Here is an 18,388-nt window from a genome sequence, read left to right on the forward strand (position 1 = left end):
TCAGCGCCGGTAGATCCCGAACTCGTACAGCGAATAACCCCAGCCCGTCCCCCGCTGGGTGGCGTGCAGCCGGACGTAGCGGCCGGTCGCCGTCACGTCGATCGAGTCCACTCCGCCGTTGCCGGTGGTCGTGCCGTGGACGGAACGGAAGTCGGTGCCGTCGTCGGACACCTGGATCTCGTACGCACGCCCGAAAGCGCCCTCCCACACCAGCTGCACGTGCTGGAACGTGGTCACCGCGCCGAGGTCGACCCTGAGCCACTGCGGATCGGCCCAGTCGGTGGCCCAGCGCGAGGTTCCGTTGCCGTCCACCGCGTTCGACGGCGGGAACGGCGCGCCGTCGCCGACCTGCTGGTACGAGGAGGCGGTCACCGGCTTGCCCTGGGCCACGTTCACGCCGGACGGCTGCGGCGCCACGACCCGCACCGACCGGGTCTCGATGCCGATGTTGCCGCGCCCGTCCTCGGCCATCACGTAGACCTTCCACACGCCCAGGCGGTCCGGGGCGGTGGCGGTGAGCCGGTTCCCGTTCACCTGGACGGGAGCGCCCGCCAGTCCTCCGCTGTTGTCGATGTACTTGCTGTTGAACGCGGCCGACCACTGGATCGCGTCGCCGTTCGGATCGGACGCGGCGACGTCGATGGTCAGCGGTGCGCCCGCCGCGACGGTCTGCGGCACGGTCATCGACGAGATCACCGGCGGGGTGTTGGCGGGAGTGGCGCCGCCGAACGCCCGTTGGACCGAGTAGAACGAGAGGCGCTTCTTGCCAGCGGGCGTGAGGTTGAACCAGACCGCGCCGAAGTCGTACTCCGTGCCGTAGTGGAAGAGCGTGCCGCCGAAGGCCACGCCGGTGTGGCCGACGATGCAGTTCCAGGCCTGGGTGTAGCCGTCGCGCTTCTGCACGTCGGTCGGTTCCGCGGGCACGCCGTTGGCGTCGTTCGGCACCTCCCACTCCCCTGCCGGGCCGGCCTCGGTCAGGATGTACGGCTTGGTGTAGCCGCCGGAGATCCAGTCCTGGCGCACCTTGCAGACGTTGCCGTAGGAGTTGACGGCGTAGAGGTCGAGGTCGGGTGCGTGCGCCTTGAGGTACACCCACGCACCGGTCCACGCGTCCGTGTTCGTCACCGGGTGGTTCGTGTCGATCGCGTGGATCGCCCGCGCCGCCTCGTTGACGTACTTCACGTACTCGACGCGCTGGGTCTCCAGTTCGGCGCCGGAGTAGCAGTTCTGCAGGCCGAGGATCGACTCGTTGCCGACGTTCCACATCAGGACGCCGGGGTGGTCCTTGTACGTGGTGACCCACTGGCGGATCTGCCCCAGCATGTCCGCCTTGTACTGGGCGTCCGTCACGTAGTTCACGCAGCCACCGGAGCCGGGACCACCACCGGGCTGCAACCAGAAGCCGTTGATCACGCGGAGACCCTGGGCCGCGGCCGCGTCGAGCAGCGGACGGGTCGAGGCGTCCGTGCCCCAGGTGCGCAAGGTGTTGACGCCCATGGACTTCAGCTCCGGCATGTACCGCGCGGCATCCGCGGCGGGCGGGCCCCAGGTCAGGCCCTTCACGACCCACGGCTGGCCGTCGACCGTGAGCTGCCAATTGCCCTGCGAGCCCGTGACGCGCACACCGGTTCCCGGTACGACACCGCCTTGCGTGCCGTAGACGCGGAACTCCCACAGCGAGACGCCGTAACCGTTGGCGCGCTGGGTGGCGTTCACCCTGACGTAGCGACCGGTGCCGGTCACGTCGTAGCCCTGCCGGCCGCCGGTCGCGCCGGTCACCGAACGGATCGGCTGCCACGCGTCACCGTCGGCGGAGACCTGGATCTCGAACACCGTCGCGTACGCGGACTCCCAGTCGAGCTCGACCCGGCTGACCGCCGACGAGGCGCCCAGGTCGACGCGCAGCCACTGCGGGGCGCTCCACTCGCTGGACCAGCGGGTGTCGCCATTGCCGTCGACCGCGGCCGACGCGGGTGTGCCGCCGTTCTCGGCCGACGAGGCGAGGGCGGGTTTGCCCTGGGAGAGCAGGGTGGGAGCGGCGTGAGCCGGTAGGACTGCCAGGCCGAGGAGCACGGCGATCACCGTGCAGATGGAGCGGACGCGGACCATCGCGCCTCCTGCCACAGGTAGGGATGTAGGAGGAGAGCGCTCTCACAACCCTGCCGCCGAACGTTACGACCAGACGTCGGCAGTGTCAAAAGAACCGGTCTTGACACCTCGCGAGGGCTAGCGGGACGCTGTTTGGGAGAGCGCTCTCCCAAGCCGGTTCCCCACGTCGGCAGGAGGACATTGGTGTCCCGAAAACTCAGCGCGTTGACGATGACGGCTGCCCTGGTGGCAGCCGTGGTCGTGGCCGGCTCGGCTCAGGCCGATGACCTGGTCACGCACCACGAGTTCCAGGCGAACTGCTCGGTCACGACCCATCTCCCGGACGACCCCATCGTCTTCCCGGGACTGCCGGGCGCGTCGCACATGCACACGTTCCTCGGCAACCAGTCCACGAAGGCGAGCAGCACCAACGACTCGCTCAAGGCAGGTCAGACCAACTGCAAAACCCCTGATGACAAGTCCGCGTACTGGTTCCCGTCGATCATCGACGGCGACCAGATCGTCCCTCCGAACTTCCCGCAGGTGATCTACTACAAGTCCGGCGTCCTGCGGTACCAGGACGTCGTGCCGTTCCCGCCGGGCATGCGGTTCGTGGTCGGCAGCCCCACGGCGACGCAGGAGCAGTTCCGGACCGCGCCCGGCGCGGTCGAAGGCTGGGAGTGCGGCGACAGCTCCCACAACTGGGACATCCCCGCCTACTGCGCGCCCGGCAGTCAGCTCAACGTCCGTTACCAGGCCCCGAGTTGCTGGAACGGCCGCGATCTCGACTCCGCGGACCACAAGTCGCACATGGCCTATCCGGACCGTGCGACGCTGGTGTGCCCGCCGAGTCACCCGGTCGCGGTGCCGATGATCGAGTTCAAGATGGCGTTCCCGGTGTCCGGTGACATGTCCCGCGTACGACTCTCCAGTGGTCGCGGGTACACCTGGCACTACGACTTCATGAACGCCTGGGACGCGCCCACACAGGCCGCGCTGGTCCGCCACTGCATCAACGGCGGACTGCAGTGCGACCCGCGCGGATTCGACCTGTACAAGCCGAATCGAGGCGCCGCACTAGGACCGGACTACCGGTTGCCGCGGTGAGGTTCCTCGCCTCATGCACCCCAGGGCGGCGCGTGCCCTGGGGTGTTTCCGCGTTGCTGCTGGCGGGATGTGCCGCGCCTGCTCCCCCGCCCGCGCCGCCGGTGTCCCCGTTCAACGCCACGGACACCGCGTGGGTGCAGCTGATGATCCCGATGAACGAACAGCTCCTGCCGGCACTCGACGTCGCCCCGCCCTCGCTCGCCCAGTTCGCCGCGGAACTCAAGGAATCGCACGCGGACGAGCTCGTCCACCTGCGGCAGCTGCGTGACCGGGCAGGGCTGCCGGACACCAACCCGCACGCTGGCCACCAGATGCCGGGACTGGTCTCCGCGGCCGATCTGCTGGCCATCAGGACGGATCCCTCCGCGCTCACCAAGAAGCTGCACGAGCACCTCGACCAGACGGCCGAACTCGCTCGCAGTGAACAGGAGAACGGAACGGACGCCGCGACCAAGGAGTTCGCGGCGTCCGTCGAGTCGTCACGCAGGAATCAGCTCACCAGGCTCGGTCAGGGGTAGTTCACGACGTACCGGACCTGGTTCGCCAGGTCCGCCTGACCGCCGGTGCCGTTGATGACGTTGGCGATCGTGCCCACGCCGCCCAGCGACACGGCCACGAGGTGCGTGAACCGGACTCCCGACCGGTTCGGCGCCTCGAAACCGTTGTCCGTCACGATGCTCGGATCGGCCTGGTTGAAGGCGTACACACCCACACCGAACGCGTCGTGCGTGGTCACCGAATCAGCGACCTTGTAGCCGGCCCAGCCCCGCTTGGACCCGTTCATCCACGCGGCCTGGTTCGGCGGGTCGTACGGCAGCTCGTTCTGGTACAGGTAGACGCGGCCGCCGTTGCCGTTCCACACCAGGTTGTGCTGCTGGTAGTGCTCGACGAACAACCCGTACGCGATCACGTTGTCGCCGTTGACGACCACGCCGTTCTGGCCGGGGTTGGCCGTCCAGCTGACGCCCGTGCCGTGGTCGGCCCGCCACACCCAGGTGTGGTCGATGATCGTGTTGCGGCTGTTGACGCGCATGCTGACCGTCGCCTTGCCCGCCTGCGACCCGCCGACGCGCAGGTACACGTCGTGCAGCGAGGTCGGGTTGGCCGCGTGCGAGGTGGCGCTGGAGTCACCGATCTCCAGCAGCACCGGGGAGTTCTGCACCCCGGCGTCGACCAGGAACCCGGCCAGCTTCACACCGTCCACATCGGACGTGGTCAGCGCGGCCTTGCCGGTGGTCGGCGTCAGGGTCGCGAGGCCGAGGCCCAGCACGACGGTGTTCGGGCGGGTGATCCGGATGGTGTCGTCGAGCTGGTGGATGCCCGGTGTGAGCAGCAGGTGCTTGCCCTGCGCCAGCGCGGCGTTGATCGTCGCGGCCGAGGTGCCGGGCTTGACGATGAAGAAGTCCGCGAGCGACACCGACGTGCCGGGGTTGCCGTTCTCCCAGCTCGTGCCGCGGGAGTTCTGGCGCAGCGCGGGCAGGAAGACCCGGTACTCACCGGAGTTGTCGAAGTACAGGTACGGCTTCTCGCGCGTCACCGGAGAGTTGTCCACGGTCGTGTGCGACGGGTTCGGGAAGTTGTTGGGCGGTGCGCCCTGGGTGCCCGCGAACACCATGTTCCACACCGATCCCGACCAGCCACCGGCGAGGTTGCTGTTGCGGGTCAGGAACTGCTGCTGCGAACCGGAGACGGTCACGCCGTCGATCTTGCTGTCCACGATCAGACCACCGCTGGCCCAGCCGTCGTAGCCGTTCCACAGGTGCGCCTGACCACGCAGGTGCATCCGCCGGTACGCGGTGGCCTGCGAGACCGCCCAGCGCTCGATCTGGTTGGGAGGCAACGTGACCGAGAGGTTCTCGGTGCCGCGCCAGAAGTTCTGCGTCGCGTTGCCGAGGTTGTTCGGGTCGTCGCCCTGCTGCAGCCAGTCGGCCTCGACCCGGATGTGACCGTTGATGTTCACGTCGTCCGGCATCAGCCCGAGACCGACGATCTGCGTGTAGAAGCGCAGGTTCACATCGGCGTTGTAACTGCCGGGCTTGAACAGCACGGCGTGCCGCTGCGGGCCGAACTGGTTGGTCTTCATCTGCGCTGCGATGGAGTCGAGCCGTGACTGCATCTCCGACTGCGACGAACCCGGACCGTAGACGTACACGTTCGGGCCGAAGTCCGGGTTGCGTGGGTCCGTCGGCGTGACGCCGGGGGTGTCGGGCGTGGTGGTGAAGACGCCCAGCTCCCACAACGAGTAGCCGTAGCCGGTGCCGCGCTGCGTGCCCAGCACGCGCAGGTAGCGGCCGGTGCCGGTGACGTCGACCGACTGCGTGCCACCGGTGCCGGTCGTGGTCGAGTGGACGTCGCGCCACGAACCGGCGTCGGCGGCGTTGTCGGTCACCTGGACCTGGAACGCCTTGCCGTACGCGCCTTCCCAGCTCAGGGAGACGCGGCAGACCTGCTGACTGGAACCGAGGTCGACCTGGAGCCACTGCGGGTCGGAGAACTGCGAGGACCACCGCGTGCCGGCGTTGCCGTCGACGGCGGCGGAGGCGGGGGTGCCGCCGTTCTCCGTGGAGGACGCGGTCGCGGGACGGTTGAGGGCGACGTTGGAGGTGCCGCACGCGGCGGCACCCGCTTGGGAGGTAACGCTGATCGTTGTCACGAGACACAGAGCGGCAGCGGCGAACGCGGCGGCCCTGGACAGGGTTGAGCCCATGATCCTGCCTGACGGGGGAAGGGCTGAAAGCCTTGGACAGGGGCGTGAGAGCGCTCTCCCAAGGGACGTTAACGCCGGGTGTCGAACAGGTCAATCAGGCAGAGGCCCGTACGACGAGTTCCGGTTCGAAGATGACGGATTTCGGCCGTTGTCCCGGTTTTTCCAGGTCCGCGAGCAACAGGTCGGCCATCTGCGCGGCGATCCGCTCGACCGGCTGGCGGATCGTGGTGAGCTGCGGCCGGCAGGCGAGGGCGGGCGCGCTGTCGTCGAACCCGACCACGGCGACGTCATCGGGAACGCGCAGGCCGTGCTCGTGCAACACGTCGACGGCCGCCTGCGCCATCAGGTCGTTCGCGGCGAACACGGCGTCGAGGTCGGGACACTCGACGAGGAGCCGGTGCATCGCGGCCGCGCCGCTCTCGGCGGTGAAGCCGCCCTCGACCGTCGGGACGTACGGGAAACCGTGGCGGGCCATGGCGTCGCGGAAGCCGGCGTGCCTGTCCTGGCTCGCGAGCACGTCCATCGGACCGGAGATCGCGGTGATGTTGTACCGCCCCGCCGCCACCAGGTGGTCCGCGGCGAGCCTGCCGCCCACGCGGTGGTCCATGTCGACGTAGCTGACCGGCATCGGCCTGCCGGGGCGCGCGTAGAGCACCGAGGGGACACCGGCCTCCAGCAGCCGGGCGGGCAACGGGTCGGCGGGGTGCGTGGACACCAGCAGCGCGCCGTCGGCGCTGCCCTGTCTGAGGAACTCGACGACCTCGGTCCGCGCGTGGTCCGAGTCGGCGAGCATGAGCACCGGGTGCACGCTGTGGCCGCGCAGGAAGTCCACCACGCCCGCCGTCACCCGGCCGAAGAACGGGTCGGTGAACACGTCCGATCCCCCGCCCGCACCGGAGATCACCAGCGCGACCGTGCCGGTGCGCCGGGTGACGAGAGACCGGGCCACGCGGTTGGGCGTGTACCCGGTCTGCTCGATCGCGTTGCGCACCGTCTCCTGGAGTTCAGGATCGACGTTGCGCGTGCCGTTGACGACCCGTGACACCGTCGCGCGGGACACGCCCGCGATTCTGGCAACGTCCTCCAACGTGGGTGCGACCTTGCTCATGCACCGGTTGTACCACGATCGGAGAGCGTTCTCCCAACATCAAGAGGTGACGCGGACGTCCTTGATCGCACCAGGCCAGTAGTCGACGTTCTGGCCGTTGTACTTGGCACGTCCCACCGCGAGCGCGCCGGTGCTCACGATCGCCGGTCCCGCCGGGGCCGTGGCCACCAGCGCGCCGTCGACGTAGAGCCGGATCTCGCCGCCCTTCCTCTCTCCTTTGAGCTCGTACCAGCGGCCGATCTCCGGCGTGGTCTCGAACCGGGCGCGGTTGCCTCCCGGCGTGCTGAACGCGAACGCGCCCTGGCCGTACTGGAGGTAGAAGGGGTTCTCCCGCTCCCGGCCGTCCTGGCTCACCGCGGAGGCGTAGCCACCCGGCACCTCGTTCAGCCGCACCTTCGCCGACACCGTGTAGTCCTTGGTCGTGTCGACGACGGGTCCGTAGGTCTCCGCCGAGCCGTTGCGGAACTCCAGCGCGCCGTCCTTCCAGGTGGCGCCGGACGGGCTGAGCGTCAGCGGGTTCTTGCCGGTCGAGTCCTTGGCCGTCGCGCCCTTGGTCTCGTTGAGCTTCCACTCGCCGCTGCCCGCGTACGGGTACGGCTTGCCCGCGTTCGCCCCGGCCTCGATGACCCGCCGGTTGATCTCGCGGACCGGACCCGGATCGACCTTGATCCGCTTGCGGTCGTAGGTCCAGAGCCCGTTGAGCTCGCCTTCCAGGTCGGTGACCTGCGTGTAGACCGACGCGGACATCTCCTGGCGTGCCTGGCCGAGGTAGAACGTGCGGGTGTTGTCGACGTACTTCGCCGTCAGCGCCGCCTTGTCCGCCACACCGCTGTAGATCGCGATCGGCGCACCGGGCCACTGGTGTCCCGGCGTGCGCAGCGTGAAGCCGCCGTGCTCGCCGTCCATCACGACGCGCTTGCCGTCCGGACGGGCCGGGTCGGTGTTGTTGTAGTCGTGGTGGTCGATGACGTCGCCCTTGCCGCTGTCACCCTTGGAGGCGCAGCAGTTCACGCCGCTGTGCGCGTTGACGATCCGGCTCGGGTCCGCGGCCTTGACCTCGTCGGTGATCTGGCCGGTGACCGTGCGATCCCACTCGCCCCAGCCCTCGTTGAACACGATCCAGGCGTAGATCGACGGGTAGTTGTGCAGTTGCTCCATCAGCTCGCGGCCCTGGCTGAGCCACGCCTGCTGCGCCTGCACGTCGTTGCCGTCCTCGACGGACACGAAGTCCTGCCACACCAGCAGTCCGAGCCGGTCCGCGTGGTAGTACCAGCGGGCGGGTTCGGCCTTGATGTGCTTGCGGACCGCGTTGAAGCCGAGGTCCTTCTGCGCCTTCAGGTCGAAGATCAGCGCCTCGTCGCTCGGCGCCGTGTTCAGGCCGTCCGGGTAGAAGCCCTGGTCCAGCTGCATCAGGTTGAAGATCGGCTGGCCGTTGAGGGTCAGCTTCGGCGTGCCACCGACGTTCGCGATCCCGGTGGACCGCATGCCGAAGTAGCTCTTGACCTTGTCCTTGCCGAGCGTGACGTCGAGCTTGTAGAGGTACGGGTCGTCCGGCGTCCACAGGTGCGGGTTCGGCACCTGCAGCTTGAGGGTGGAGTTCGCCGGTCCGGTGACCGTGCCGACCTGCTTGCCCTTGGCGTCCCTGGCCACGGCCGTGACGGTGGCGGTGCCGGCGGACTTGACGTTGACCGACAGCGAGCTCGTGGCGAGGTCCGGGGTCGTCTTGATCTCGTCGATCCCCTTGTCGGCCACCGGTTCCAGCCACACGGTCTGCCAGATGCCCGACGACGGCGTGTAGAAGATGCCGCTGGGGTTGGGCGACTGCTTGCCCTTGGGCTGGTGCGGGCCGGTGGTGTCGGTGACCGCGACGACGATCTCCTGCTCACCGCGCTTGAGGGCGTCGGTGATGTCCGCGCTGAACGCCGTGTAGCCGCCGGTGTGCTCGGCGACCAGCTTGCCGTTCACCCAGACCTTGGCCTCGTAGTCGACCGCGCCGAAGTTGAGCTTCAGCCGTTGCCCGGAGCCGATCTTCCAGTCGTGCGGCACGGACACAGTCCTGCGGTAGAACATGTGGTCCTCGTGCCGTTCGAGCCCGGAGAGCTGCGACTCGATCGGGTAAGGCACGACGACCTTCTCGCGCAGCTTCTTGCCGAACACGGGCTGCTCGCCCGCCTTGGCGCCCGCGAACTCCCACGGCCCGTTGAGGTTGAGCCACTTGTCGCGTTCCAGCTGCGGCCTCGGGTACTCCGGCAACGGGTTGCGCGTGTCGACCTTCTCGCCCCACGGCGTCCTGAGCCGTTCCGTGGAGACGTTGCCGGTCGAGCGGGCGGTCCTCTCGACCTTCTTGCCGTCGACCGCGAGCGCGCCGGCACCGTCGTAGTAGACGCGGACCCGCTGGCCCTTCAGCACCCGCTCGCCCAGCCGGATCGTGGCCTTGTTGCGGTTCGCGGTGATGAGCGAGATCGGGAACGGGGTGGCGTCCACGTCGATGCGCAGGTGGTCCTTGAGGTCGTTCACGCCCGTGACGCGGCCACCGAAGTCCGCGGTGAGGGTGCGGCCGTCCTTGGAGACCTCGGCCGTGCGCGGCACGACCTGGAAGCCCGCGGGCGGCGTGAACGCGGACTCCGGCACGAGCTGCTTGGCGATCGCCGGGCTCGACCAGCGCAGGAACATGTTGGCGCCGCCGACGTCCTGGAACATCTCCAGCTTGAACGCGTACTGGCGCCCGGCGGTGAGCGTCACCGGCGCACTGGTCTGCTCACGATCCCAGTCGGGCACCCAGTGGTCGATCACCGGTTTGTCGTCGATCAGCAGCCGGAAACCGTTGTCGCCGATGGCGTGGAACGTGTAGTCGCCGGACTGCGGCACCGCGATCTGCCCGGTCCAGCGGGCCGTCGTGTGCTCGGTGCGGCCGTTGAGGAACCCGAAGACGCCGGTCAGGTCACCCTGGTTGATGTCGGCGTCCAGCACGGTGCCACCCAGGGTCGCGAAGTCACGCGCGCCCGGTGCCGACATGCTGAAGTACTCGCCCTTGAGGCCGTGCACGGGCTCGGCGGCACTCGCGGACGGCAGTCCGGGCGCTATGCCCAACGCCAGCAGCAGAGCGACGAGTACGGGGGCGGCTTTCTTCATCAGCGAAGATCCCCTTCGTTTTTACAACGTTGTAAGAGCGCTCCCACACATCAACGCACACGATTCAACAACCGGGCTACGGCCGTTCGGAGGTATCCGGCATGTCAAACCGGACAAGTTTCCGGGAAGTTACGAGGCGGGACGCAGTCGTTCGGCTCAGGCCGAAGGACGACGGAGGGCGGCGGTCACCCTGAGACCGCGACCGGTCCACTGGACGGCCCGCAGGTCAGGCACGACGACAGGCGCGGGTGTGTGCAACGCCTCCGCGCCGACACCGACCACGGAGGCGGCCTCGGCGGCGAGACCCGCGGCGACACCGTTGCCGCTGTCCTCGAAGACGACGCACTCACCGATCGGCAACCCGAGCTTGCCCGCCGCCTTCAGGTAGCCCTCGGGGTCGGGCTTGCCGTGCGTCACGTCGTCGCCGTTGATGACCACCGACGGCAACGGGATCCCCACCGCGGCCAGCCGGACCGTGAGCAGTTCGGGCGGAGCGGACGTGACCACGGCCCAGTTCCCCGGCAGCGAGTCCACCAGCTCGCGGGCTCCGGGGATCGGGGCGGTCGAGCCGGCGTCGGCGACCTCGATCTCGTTGATCCGCCGCAACGCGCCGGCGTGCGCGGAGGCGGGCACGTGCATGCGGACGGTGTCCGTGGCACGACGGCCGTGCAGGCCGCGCAGGACCTGCTCCGGATCGACGCCGAACTCGTGCGCCCACTGCGTCCACGCACGTTCGGCTGAGACCGTCGAGTCGGTCAGCACGCCGTCCATGTCGAACAGCACCGCCTGGCAGGCCAGGTTCATCGTTCTCCTCACCACGCCGGCAACGTCGCCCTGATCGAATCACGGCCGTCGCGCAGCCGCCGACCGGACCGCGCGTTGCCCACCGCCACCACCTCCGCGAGGATGGACAGCGCGGTCTCGGCGAGCGACGCTCCACCGAGGTCGAGTCCGGCCGGACCGCACACCCGTTCCAGGCCGGGCACTCCCTCCAGCCGCCGCAGCCGCTGGGCGTGCGTGGCTCTGCTGCCCAGCGCGGCGACGTGCCCGGCCCCGCTGCTCAGCGCGGCACGGATCGCCAGGTCGTCGATGCGCGGGTCGTGCGTGAGCGCGACCACGGCGTCTCCCGGCCCGAGCGACGTGATCCACTCGTCCGGCCAGGCGCGGATCACCTCGCAGGACACCGGAAACGCCCCCGAGGCGACGTGACCGGGCCGGGGATCGAGGATGACCACCCTGTGGTGCACCGACTCCGCCAGCGCGGCCACGCTCGCGGCGAGGTCGGTGGCGCCGACCAGGACGAGCGTGTTCCGTCCCGGCAGCTCCTCGACGAACGCCGGGCCGTCGCCGGGAGCGGTTCCCACCGACCACGCGTACGGCGGGGTCAGCTCGATCCGCACGGACAGCGCCCGGTCGTTCGTGATCGCCGAGGTGATCGCCGAACGCACCGGATCGTCCGGCACGTGCGTGAGCAGCACCCGCAGTTCCCCAGCGCAGGCAGGGGTTTCCTCCCACGGCATGAGGTGCGCGCCCGGCGCGACGACGGCGACCCTGGGTGCCTCGCCGTCGAGCACGGCCCGGGCCGCGTCGAGCACCATCCCCTCGACGCAGCCGCCGGACACCGACCCGCGCCACGTTCCGTCCGCCGCGATCGCCATGGTGGCACCGAGCGGGCGCGCACCCGGTCCGTCGCGATCGACGAGCCGGGCGAGCACCACCGGCTCGTTCTGCTCCAGCACGAACGGCCACACCTCGCGCAGCACGGTCAGTCCTCGATCACGCGGTCGAGCGTGATCGGCAGCCGGCGCTGACGCCTGCCCGTCGCGTGCCACACGGCGTTCGCGACGGCCGCGGCGACCGCCACCGTGCCGATCTCGCCGGGCCCTTTGAGTCCCAGCGGGTTGTCGGGCTCGTGATCCTCCACGACGTCGGCGTCGATGAACGGCACGTCCGCGTTCGCCGCGAAGTGGTAACCGGCGAAGTCCGCGTTCACCTGCCTGCCCGTCACCTCGTCGCGCACGACCTGCTCGTGCAACGCCATGGACAGCCCCATGATCATGCCGCCGACCAGCTGGCTGCGCACCATCAGCGGGTTCACCACCCGGCCGACCGCGAACCGCCCGACCAGCCTCCGCGCCCGCACCTCCCCGGTCGCGGGATCGACCGCGACCTCGGCGAAGATGGCGCTGTAGGCGTGCCGTTCACGCGGCGGCAGGCTGAAGATCTCGTTGGTCGTGTCCGAGGTGACCGACACCGGCAGCGGCGGCTTCGACTCCAACTCGGTCAGCAACTCCCTGGCCGCGGACGAGATCGCCCAGGACCACGACGTCGTGCCGAGCGAACCGCCCGCGCCCCAGGCCGGTCCCAGAGCGCTGTCGCCGATCTTGAGCCGGATCTTCGCGCGGTCTACGTGCAGCACGTCGGCGGAGATCGCGGTCAACGCCGTGCGCGCGCCGGTGCCGATGTCCATCGCCGCGATCGCGACGGTGAACGTGCCGTCCGGCTCCGCGGTGATCGTCGCCGACGACGGGAACGCGGTGGTGAGGAACGAGGTTCCGGCCATCCCGGTGCCGATCAGCAGGTGGCCTTCGCGCCGCCGGCGAGGCCGGTGGTCACGACCGGCCCAGCCGAACGTCCGCGCGCCCTCCTCGACGCACCGGAGGAAGTTACGGCTGGTGAACGGATGCCCGCTCACCGGGCCGACCTCGGGTTCGTTGCGGCGGCGCAGGTCGAGCGGGTCGATCCGCAGGCGTTCGGCCAGCTCGTCCATCGCGGACTCCAGCGCGAACGAGCCGGGCGCGGTACCGGGTGCGCGCAACGAGTTCGGCGGCAGGATGTGCAGAGGCACCACGTTGATCCGGGTGCGGATCGCGTCGGCGGCGTAGAGGACCTTGGCGATCTCCACGCAGTTCTCGATGTACTCGGCCTTCACCGACAGCTCGAACGCGGCCTCGTGCCCGATCGCGCGCAGCCGGCCGTCGGGCTCGGCTCCGAGCCGCACGTGCTGCTCGGTCGCGGCCCGCGCGGACGTCGTCAGGAACACCTCTTCCCTGGTCAGAGCGACCCGGACCGGCTGTTGGAAGACCATCGCGGCCATCGTCGCCAGGATCAGCTGCGGTCCCACACCCGTCTTGCCGCCGAACCCGCCGCCGAGCTGCTCGGCCTCGACGCGCACGTCCGTCAACGGCCTGTCGAACAGCACCGACAGCATCTGCGCCGTGCCGAACGGGGCCTGGTTCGTGTCGAACGCGCGGATCTTGCCGTCCTCCAGCCAGACCGTCGCCGCGTGCGGTTCCATCGCGCAGGCGGACTCCGGCGGCGTGAAGTACCGCTCGTCCACCGTGACGGCGGACCGGGCCAGCTCGGCGTCGAGATCACCCTTGTTGGCGTCCGGGCCGAACGAGGTCAGCGCGGGCCGCAGCGACGGATGGCCGGCCGAGAAGGCGATGTCGTGCGGTTGCTCCACATAGGACACCCGCAGCCGCTCGGCTCCCGCCCGTGCCTGCTCCGGCGTTTCCGCCACGACGAGCGCGACCGGCCAGCCGCCGTGCTCGATCTCGTCGTTCTGCAGCAGCAGGAACTGTCCGTCCGGACCGAAGAACGGCGACCCCGCCTCTGGGTTGAGGCGTGGTGCGTTGCGGTGGTCGACGACGCCGATCACGCCGGGCGACGCGAGGGTTTCGGCGGTGTCGATGCCGGTGATCCGGCCGCGGGTGATCGTGGCCGTCACCAGGGCGCCGTGTGCCATGCCCTCGACCGGGATGTCGGCGGTGTAGCGGGCACGGCCGCGCAGCTTGTCCTGGCCCTCGACCCTGGTCCACGACGAGCCGATCGCCTCGGGGGTTGTCGTCATCGTGTCACTCCGCTCGGGTCAGGTCGGTCAGCACGGCCTGGACGAGGTTGCGCGCGAGCGACACCTTGTAGCCGTTGTGCGGCAACGGGGTCGCGGCGGCCAGTTCGGCAACGGCTGCGGCGCGGAACATCTCGGGCGTGGCCGGGCCGCCGAGCAGCCGTTCCTCGGCGATCCTCGCCCGCCACGGGTGCGAGGCGACGCCACCGAGTGCGATGCGGACCTCGTGCACCCGGCCCTCCCGAACGGTCAGATCCGCTGCCACCGACACCGTCGCGAAGGCGTAGGACGCGCGCTCACGGACCTTGCGGTAGCGCGACCTGCTGTTCTCCTTGTGCGGCAACGTGACCGAGGTGATCAACGCTCCGGCGGGCAGGGCGGTCTCGACGTCCGGCGTGTCGCCGACCGGCCGGAAGAACTCACCGATCGGGATCTCGCCCTGGCCGGTCAGCGTCTCGTACCGCACGACCGCGTCGAACAGCATCAGCGCCACGGCCATGTCCGACGGGTTCGTCGCGACGCAGCTCGGCGACGTGCCGAGAACGGCGTGGTTGTGGTGCTCGCCCTCCAGCGCCGCGCACCCACTTCCCGGCACGCGCTTGTTGCACGCCGAGGCGAGATCGGCGAAGTAGGCACATCTGGTGCGCTGCAAAAGGTTCCCCGCCACGGTCGCCATGTTGCGCAGCTGCCCGGACGCTCCGGCCAGCACCGCCTGCGACAGCGCCGGATAGCGACGGCGGATCTCCGGATGCGCGGCGGTCTCGCTGTTGGTCGTCGTCGCGCCGATGACCAGGTCACCGTTGGCGGCCTCGCTGATTCCGGCCAGCGGCAACGCCCGCACGTCGATCAGCCGGGCAGGCGTCTCGACGCCGCGCTTCATCAGGTCGACGAGATTCGTGCCGCCGCCCAGGAACTTCGTGCCGGCCTCGGCGACCGACGTCAGCGCGTCGTGGACGGCGGTCGCGCGGCGGTAGGCGAACTCCTTCACCGCTTCACCTCTTCGCGTTCGGCGGCGTCGAGCACGGCCCGCACGATCGACGGGTAGGCCCCGCACCGGCAGAGGTTTCCGCTCATCCGCTCGCGCACCTCGTCGGCGTCGAGCTCGCACACGTGGTCCGGCGACACGTCGGCCGTGACCGCGCTCGGCCAGCCCGCGCGGTGTTCGGCGAGCACACCGATCGCCGAGCAGAGCTGTCCCGGCGTGCAGAACCCGCACTGGAACCCGTCGAGCCGCAGGAACGCCTCCTGCACCGGCCTCAGCTCGTCGTCCGCCGCGAGCCCTTCGACCGTGGTGACCTGGGCGCCGTCGGCGGCGACCGCGAGCGTCAGGCACGACACCACGCGTTTGCCGTCCAAAAGCACCGTGCACGCGCCGCACTGGCCGAAGTCGCAGCCCTTCTTCGGGCCGGTGTTCTTCGTGTCCTCGCGCAACGCGTCGAGCAACGACCTGCGGTGGTCGACCGTCAGGCGGTGGGTCTTTCCGTTGACCTTCAACGAGATCTCGCTGCGAGTGGCGTCAGTCATCGCCCTCCCCTTCGACTGATCCGATCGAATCAGCGAACGACGGCCGGGAGGTGAACGATGCTCTCGCGGTTTTGCCTGATCGTCCCGCGCCTCAGCGGGCCGGGCCGGTCGACCCCCTTTCCACCAGGTGGACGTCCAGGGTGGCGGGCCCCGGCGGTTCCTCGTCCCGTTCGATCTCGCCGATCAGCATCGCCACGGCCGTCGCGGCCTTCGCCGGGAGGTCCTGCGCGATCGTGGTCAGCGTCGGGCGGACGTACCGGCACAGGTCCAGGTCGTCGAAGCCCATCACCGAGACGTCGTCGGGCACGCGTGCCCCGGTCTCCTGCAACCCGGCGACGACGCCGATGGCGAGGATGTCGGCGGTGGCGAACACGGCCGTGGCCGACGGGTGGTCGGTGCGCAGGCGACGGCCCAGCGCGACTCCGTCGTCGTAGGTGGTGTTGGCCGCCTCCACCGCGCAGTCGCCGCCGAGCGCCTCCTTGAAGCCTTGGAAGCGTTGCCACACAACGCCTTGACCGGCGAACCGCGGACCGGCGAAGACCACGTCGACGTGGCCGAGGGCCCGCAGGTGCTCGGCGGCCAGCCGGCCTCCGGTGACGTCGTCGGTGCGCACGCCCCTGGTCACCGGGTTGTCCGTGTAGCTGTCCACCGCGACGATCCGGGTGCGGCCCGCCGAGCTCGCGGTGAACGTGGCGATCTCCTCGTCGAGGAAGCCCAGAAGCAGCGCCCCGTCTAGGTTCCAGGCCCGCAACGCCTCCGCGACCTCGCCGGGGCGGGCGATGCCGCGCAGCAGCACGTCGTAGGCGCGCTTGCGCAGCTCTCGTTCCAGCTGACCGATGATCGCGACGTTGTGCGGGCTGATCGTGAGGCTCTCCTCGTCGGCCGCCGGCACCAGCACGCCGACCATCCGCGACGACTTCGCGGCGAGGCTGCGCGCGGAGTGGCTCGGCACGTACCCCAGCTCCACGACGATCCGCTGGATCCGCTCGATCGTCGCCGGTGAGACCCTCGCGCTGTTGCCGTTGATGACGTTCGAGACCGTCATCATGCTGACGCCCGCCTTCTGGGCGATGTCCTTCAACGTGACCCGCACGCTCGCGTTCCCGCCTTCCCCGCTCGGCTGCCGCTCGGTTGACAGCATGGCACGGGTCACATTACCGTCATTTCAGGTTGAGCGCTAAACCTGCTTTCAACCTTCCCAGCGAGAACGGGGTCGACGTGAGCAGTGGCATTTCCGTCGCACCATCCGTGACCAGGCCCGTGAACAGCGCGGACTGGTGGCGGGACGCGGTGATCTACCAGATTTACCCGCGCAGTTTCGCGGACGGCGACGGCGACGGCGTGGGTGATCTCGCGGGCGTGCGATCGCGTTTGCCGTATCTCGCCTCGCTCGGTGTGGACGCGCTCTGGTTCACGCCCTGGTACGCCTCCCCGCTCGCGGACGGCGGCTACGACGTCGCGGACTACCGGGCGATCGACCCGGCGTTCGGCGACCTCGCCGAGGCCGAGCGGCTCATCGCCGAGGCCGCCGGACTCGGCATCCGCACGATCGTCGACGTGGTGCCCAACCACGTGTCCGACCAGCACGCGTGGTTCCAGGCGGCGCTGGCGGCGGGGCCGGGTTCACCCGAGCGGGAGCGCTTCTGGTTCCGGCCGGGCCGCGGCGAGCACGGCGAACTCCCGCCCACCGACTGGGTGTCGAGCTTCTCCGGCGGCACGTGGACCCGCACGGTGAACCCGGACGGCACGCCCGGCGAGTGGTACCTGCACCTGTTCGCGCCGCAGCAGCCCGACCTCAACTGGACCCACCCGGACGTGTGGCGTGAGCACGAGGCGGTGCTGCGCTTCTGGTTCGACCGCGGGGTGGCGGGCATCCGGATCGACTCGGCGACCATGCCGGTCAAGGATCCCGGGTTCCCCGAGGTCGCCGAGGCGGCCGGCCATCCGTTCGTCGACCGCGACGAGGTGCACGAGATCTACCGGCGGTGGCGCGCGGTCGCCGACTCCTACGCCGAGCCGAGGGTGCTGATCGGCGAGGTCTGGCTCGCGGACCAGCAGCGGTTCGCCCGCTACCTGCGTCCCGACGAGATGCACACGGCGTTCAACTTCGACTTCATGACCCGCCCGTGGGACGCCGCCGAGCTGCGTGCCTCGATCGAGTCCACACTGGACGCTCATCGGCCGGTCGGCGCGCCCGCCACGTGGGTGCTGGCGAACCACGACGTCACCAGGCCCGCCACCCGCTACGGCCGTCAGGACAGCTCGTTCGGGTTCGAGGCGCGGAGGTTCGGCATCGCGACGGATCTGTCCCGGGGCACGCGCAGGGCACGCGCGGCGGCCTTGCTGACGGGTGCGTTGCCCGGCTCCCTGTACGTCTACCAGGGCGACGAGCTCGGTCTGCCCGAGGTGGAGGACCTGCCGCTGGACGTGCTGCAGGATCCGATGTTCTTCCGTTCCGACGGGGTCGACCCCGGCAGGGACGGGTGCCGCGTCCCGCTGCCGTGGACCGCGGCCGGCAGCGCGTTCGGGTTCAGTCCACAGGGGACGGTCCCGGCGCCGTGGCTCCCCCAGCCCACCGGCTGGGGCGCCTACTCGGTGCAGCGGCAGGAGACCGATCCCGGCTCGATGCTGAGCCTGTACCGCGCCCTGCTGTCGCTGCGGCCGCGCGATCCGGAGTTCTCCTGGCTCGACGCGGGCCAGGACGTGCTCGCGTTCCGCCGTGGCGCGGACTTCGTCTGCGTCGTGAATCTCGGCTCCACCCCTGTTCCCCTTCCGCCGCACACCGACGTGCTGCTCGCCAGCTCCGAAGTGCGCGACGGCCACCTCTCCCCCGACGCCGCCGCCTGGCTGCGCGGGTAGCCGCCCGCAAGGA

The 18,388-nt window shown here is 69.8% G+C and carries 13 protein-coding genes; 3 read left to right on the forward strand and 10 right to left on the reverse strand.

The window, feature by feature from the left end; translation table 11 throughout:
* Complete coding sequence (locus OG205_RS12980) at window positions 1-2,109, reverse strand: discoidin domain-containing protein (protein WP_330276474.1); 2,109 nt, start codon at window positions 2,107-2,109, stop codon at window positions 1-3.
* A 183-nt stretch (window positions 2,110-2,292) separates the two neighbouring features.
* Here OG205_RS12980 and OG205_RS12985 point away from each other — a divergent pair, with 183 nt between their 5' ends.
* Entirely contained in the window at window positions 2,293-3,195 is a 903-nt protein-coding gene (locus OG205_RS12985) for a DUF1996 domain-containing protein (RefSeq protein WP_330276475.1), read from the forward strand.
* Between the two features lie 32 nt (window positions 3,196-3,227).
* On the forward strand, window positions 3,228-3,713 hold the full coding sequence (locus OG205_RS12990; protein WP_330276476.1) for a DUF305 domain-containing protein: 486 nt from the start codon (window positions 3,228-3,230) through the stop codon (window positions 3,711-3,713).
* On the opposite strand, the gene OG205_RS12995 is transcribed toward OG205_RS12990, so the two are convergent.
* The 9 genes from OG205_RS12995 to OG205_RS13035 form a co-directional block, all read right to left on the reverse strand.
* Window positions 3,704-5,902 carry a discoidin domain-containing protein gene (locus OG205_RS12995; protein WP_330276477.1) on the reverse strand — a complete coding sequence of 733 codons (2,199 nt, stop codon included), beginning with the start codon at window positions 5,900-5,902 and terminating at the stop codon, window positions 3,704-3,706. The two genes, OG205_RS12990 and OG205_RS12995, sit on opposite strands and share 10 nt — an antisense overlap.
* 94 nt (window positions 5,903-5,996) lie before the next feature.
* A complete protein-coding gene (locus OG205_RS13000) occupies window positions 5,997-7,010 on the reverse strand; it encodes a LacI family DNA-binding transcriptional regulator (RefSeq protein ID WP_330276478.1) in 1,014 nt (337 codons plus the stop codon).
* Between the two features lie 39 nt (window positions 7,011-7,049).
* On the reverse strand, window positions 7,050-10,142 hold the full coding sequence (locus OG205_RS13005) for a PA14 domain-containing protein (RefSeq protein WP_330276479.1): 3,093 nt from the start codon (window positions 10,140-10,142) through the stop codon (window positions 7,050-7,052).
* Window positions 10,143-10,298: 156 nt separating this feature from the next.
* Entirely contained in the window at window positions 10,299-10,946 is a 648-nt protein-coding gene (locus OG205_RS13010; protein WP_330276480.1) for an HAD-IA family hydrolase, read from the reverse strand.
* An 8-nt stretch (window positions 10,947-10,954) separates the two neighbouring features.
* Complete coding sequence (locus tag OG205_RS13015; RefSeq protein WP_330276481.1) at window positions 10,955-11,905, reverse strand: XdhC family protein; 951 nt, start codon at window positions 11,903-11,905, stop codon at window positions 10,955-10,957.
* Window positions 11,906-11,907: 2 nt separating this feature from the next.
* Complete coding sequence (locus OG205_RS13020; RefSeq protein ID WP_330276482.1) at window positions 11,908-13,995, reverse strand: xanthine dehydrogenase family protein molybdopterin-binding subunit; 2,088 nt, start codon at window positions 13,993-13,995, stop codon at window positions 11,908-11,910.
* Window positions 13,996-13,999: 4 nt separating this feature from the next.
* The gene (locus OG205_RS13025) at window positions 14,000-14,980 is read right to left on the reverse strand and encodes an FAD binding domain-containing protein (protein WP_330276483.1); all 981 of its coding nucleotides are present in this window, start codon (window positions 14,978-14,980) and stop codon (window positions 14,000-14,002) included.
* Window positions 14,977-15,516, reverse strand: a complete 540-nt coding sequence (locus OG205_RS13030) for a (2Fe-2S)-binding protein (RefSeq protein WP_330276484.1) — start codon at window positions 15,514-15,516, stop codon at window positions 14,977-14,979. The genes OG205_RS13025 and OG205_RS13030 overlap by 4 nt, the downstream gene beginning before the upstream one ends.
* Before the next feature lie 91 nt (window positions 15,517-15,607).
* Entirely contained in the window at window positions 15,608-16,657 is a 1,050-nt protein-coding gene (locus tag OG205_RS13035; protein ID WP_330276485.1) for a LacI family DNA-binding transcriptional regulator, read from the reverse strand.
* Window positions 16,658-16,764: 107 nt separating this feature from the next.
* On the opposite strand from OG205_RS13035, the gene OG205_RS13040 reads away from it, so the two are divergent.
* Window positions 16,765-18,375: a glycoside hydrolase family 13 protein gene (locus OG205_RS13040; protein WP_330276486.1), complete on the forward strand. Its 1,611-nt coding sequence runs from the start codon at window positions 16,765-16,767 to the stop codon at window positions 18,373-18,375.
* The last annotated feature ends 13 nt before the right edge of the window (window positions 18,376-18,388 follow it).

It is taken from the genome of Lentzea sp. NBC_00516 (assembly GCF_036346835.1).
Lineage (GTDB): Bacteria > Actinomycetota > Actinomycetes > Mycobacteriales > Pseudonocardiaceae > Lentzea > Lentzea sokolovensis.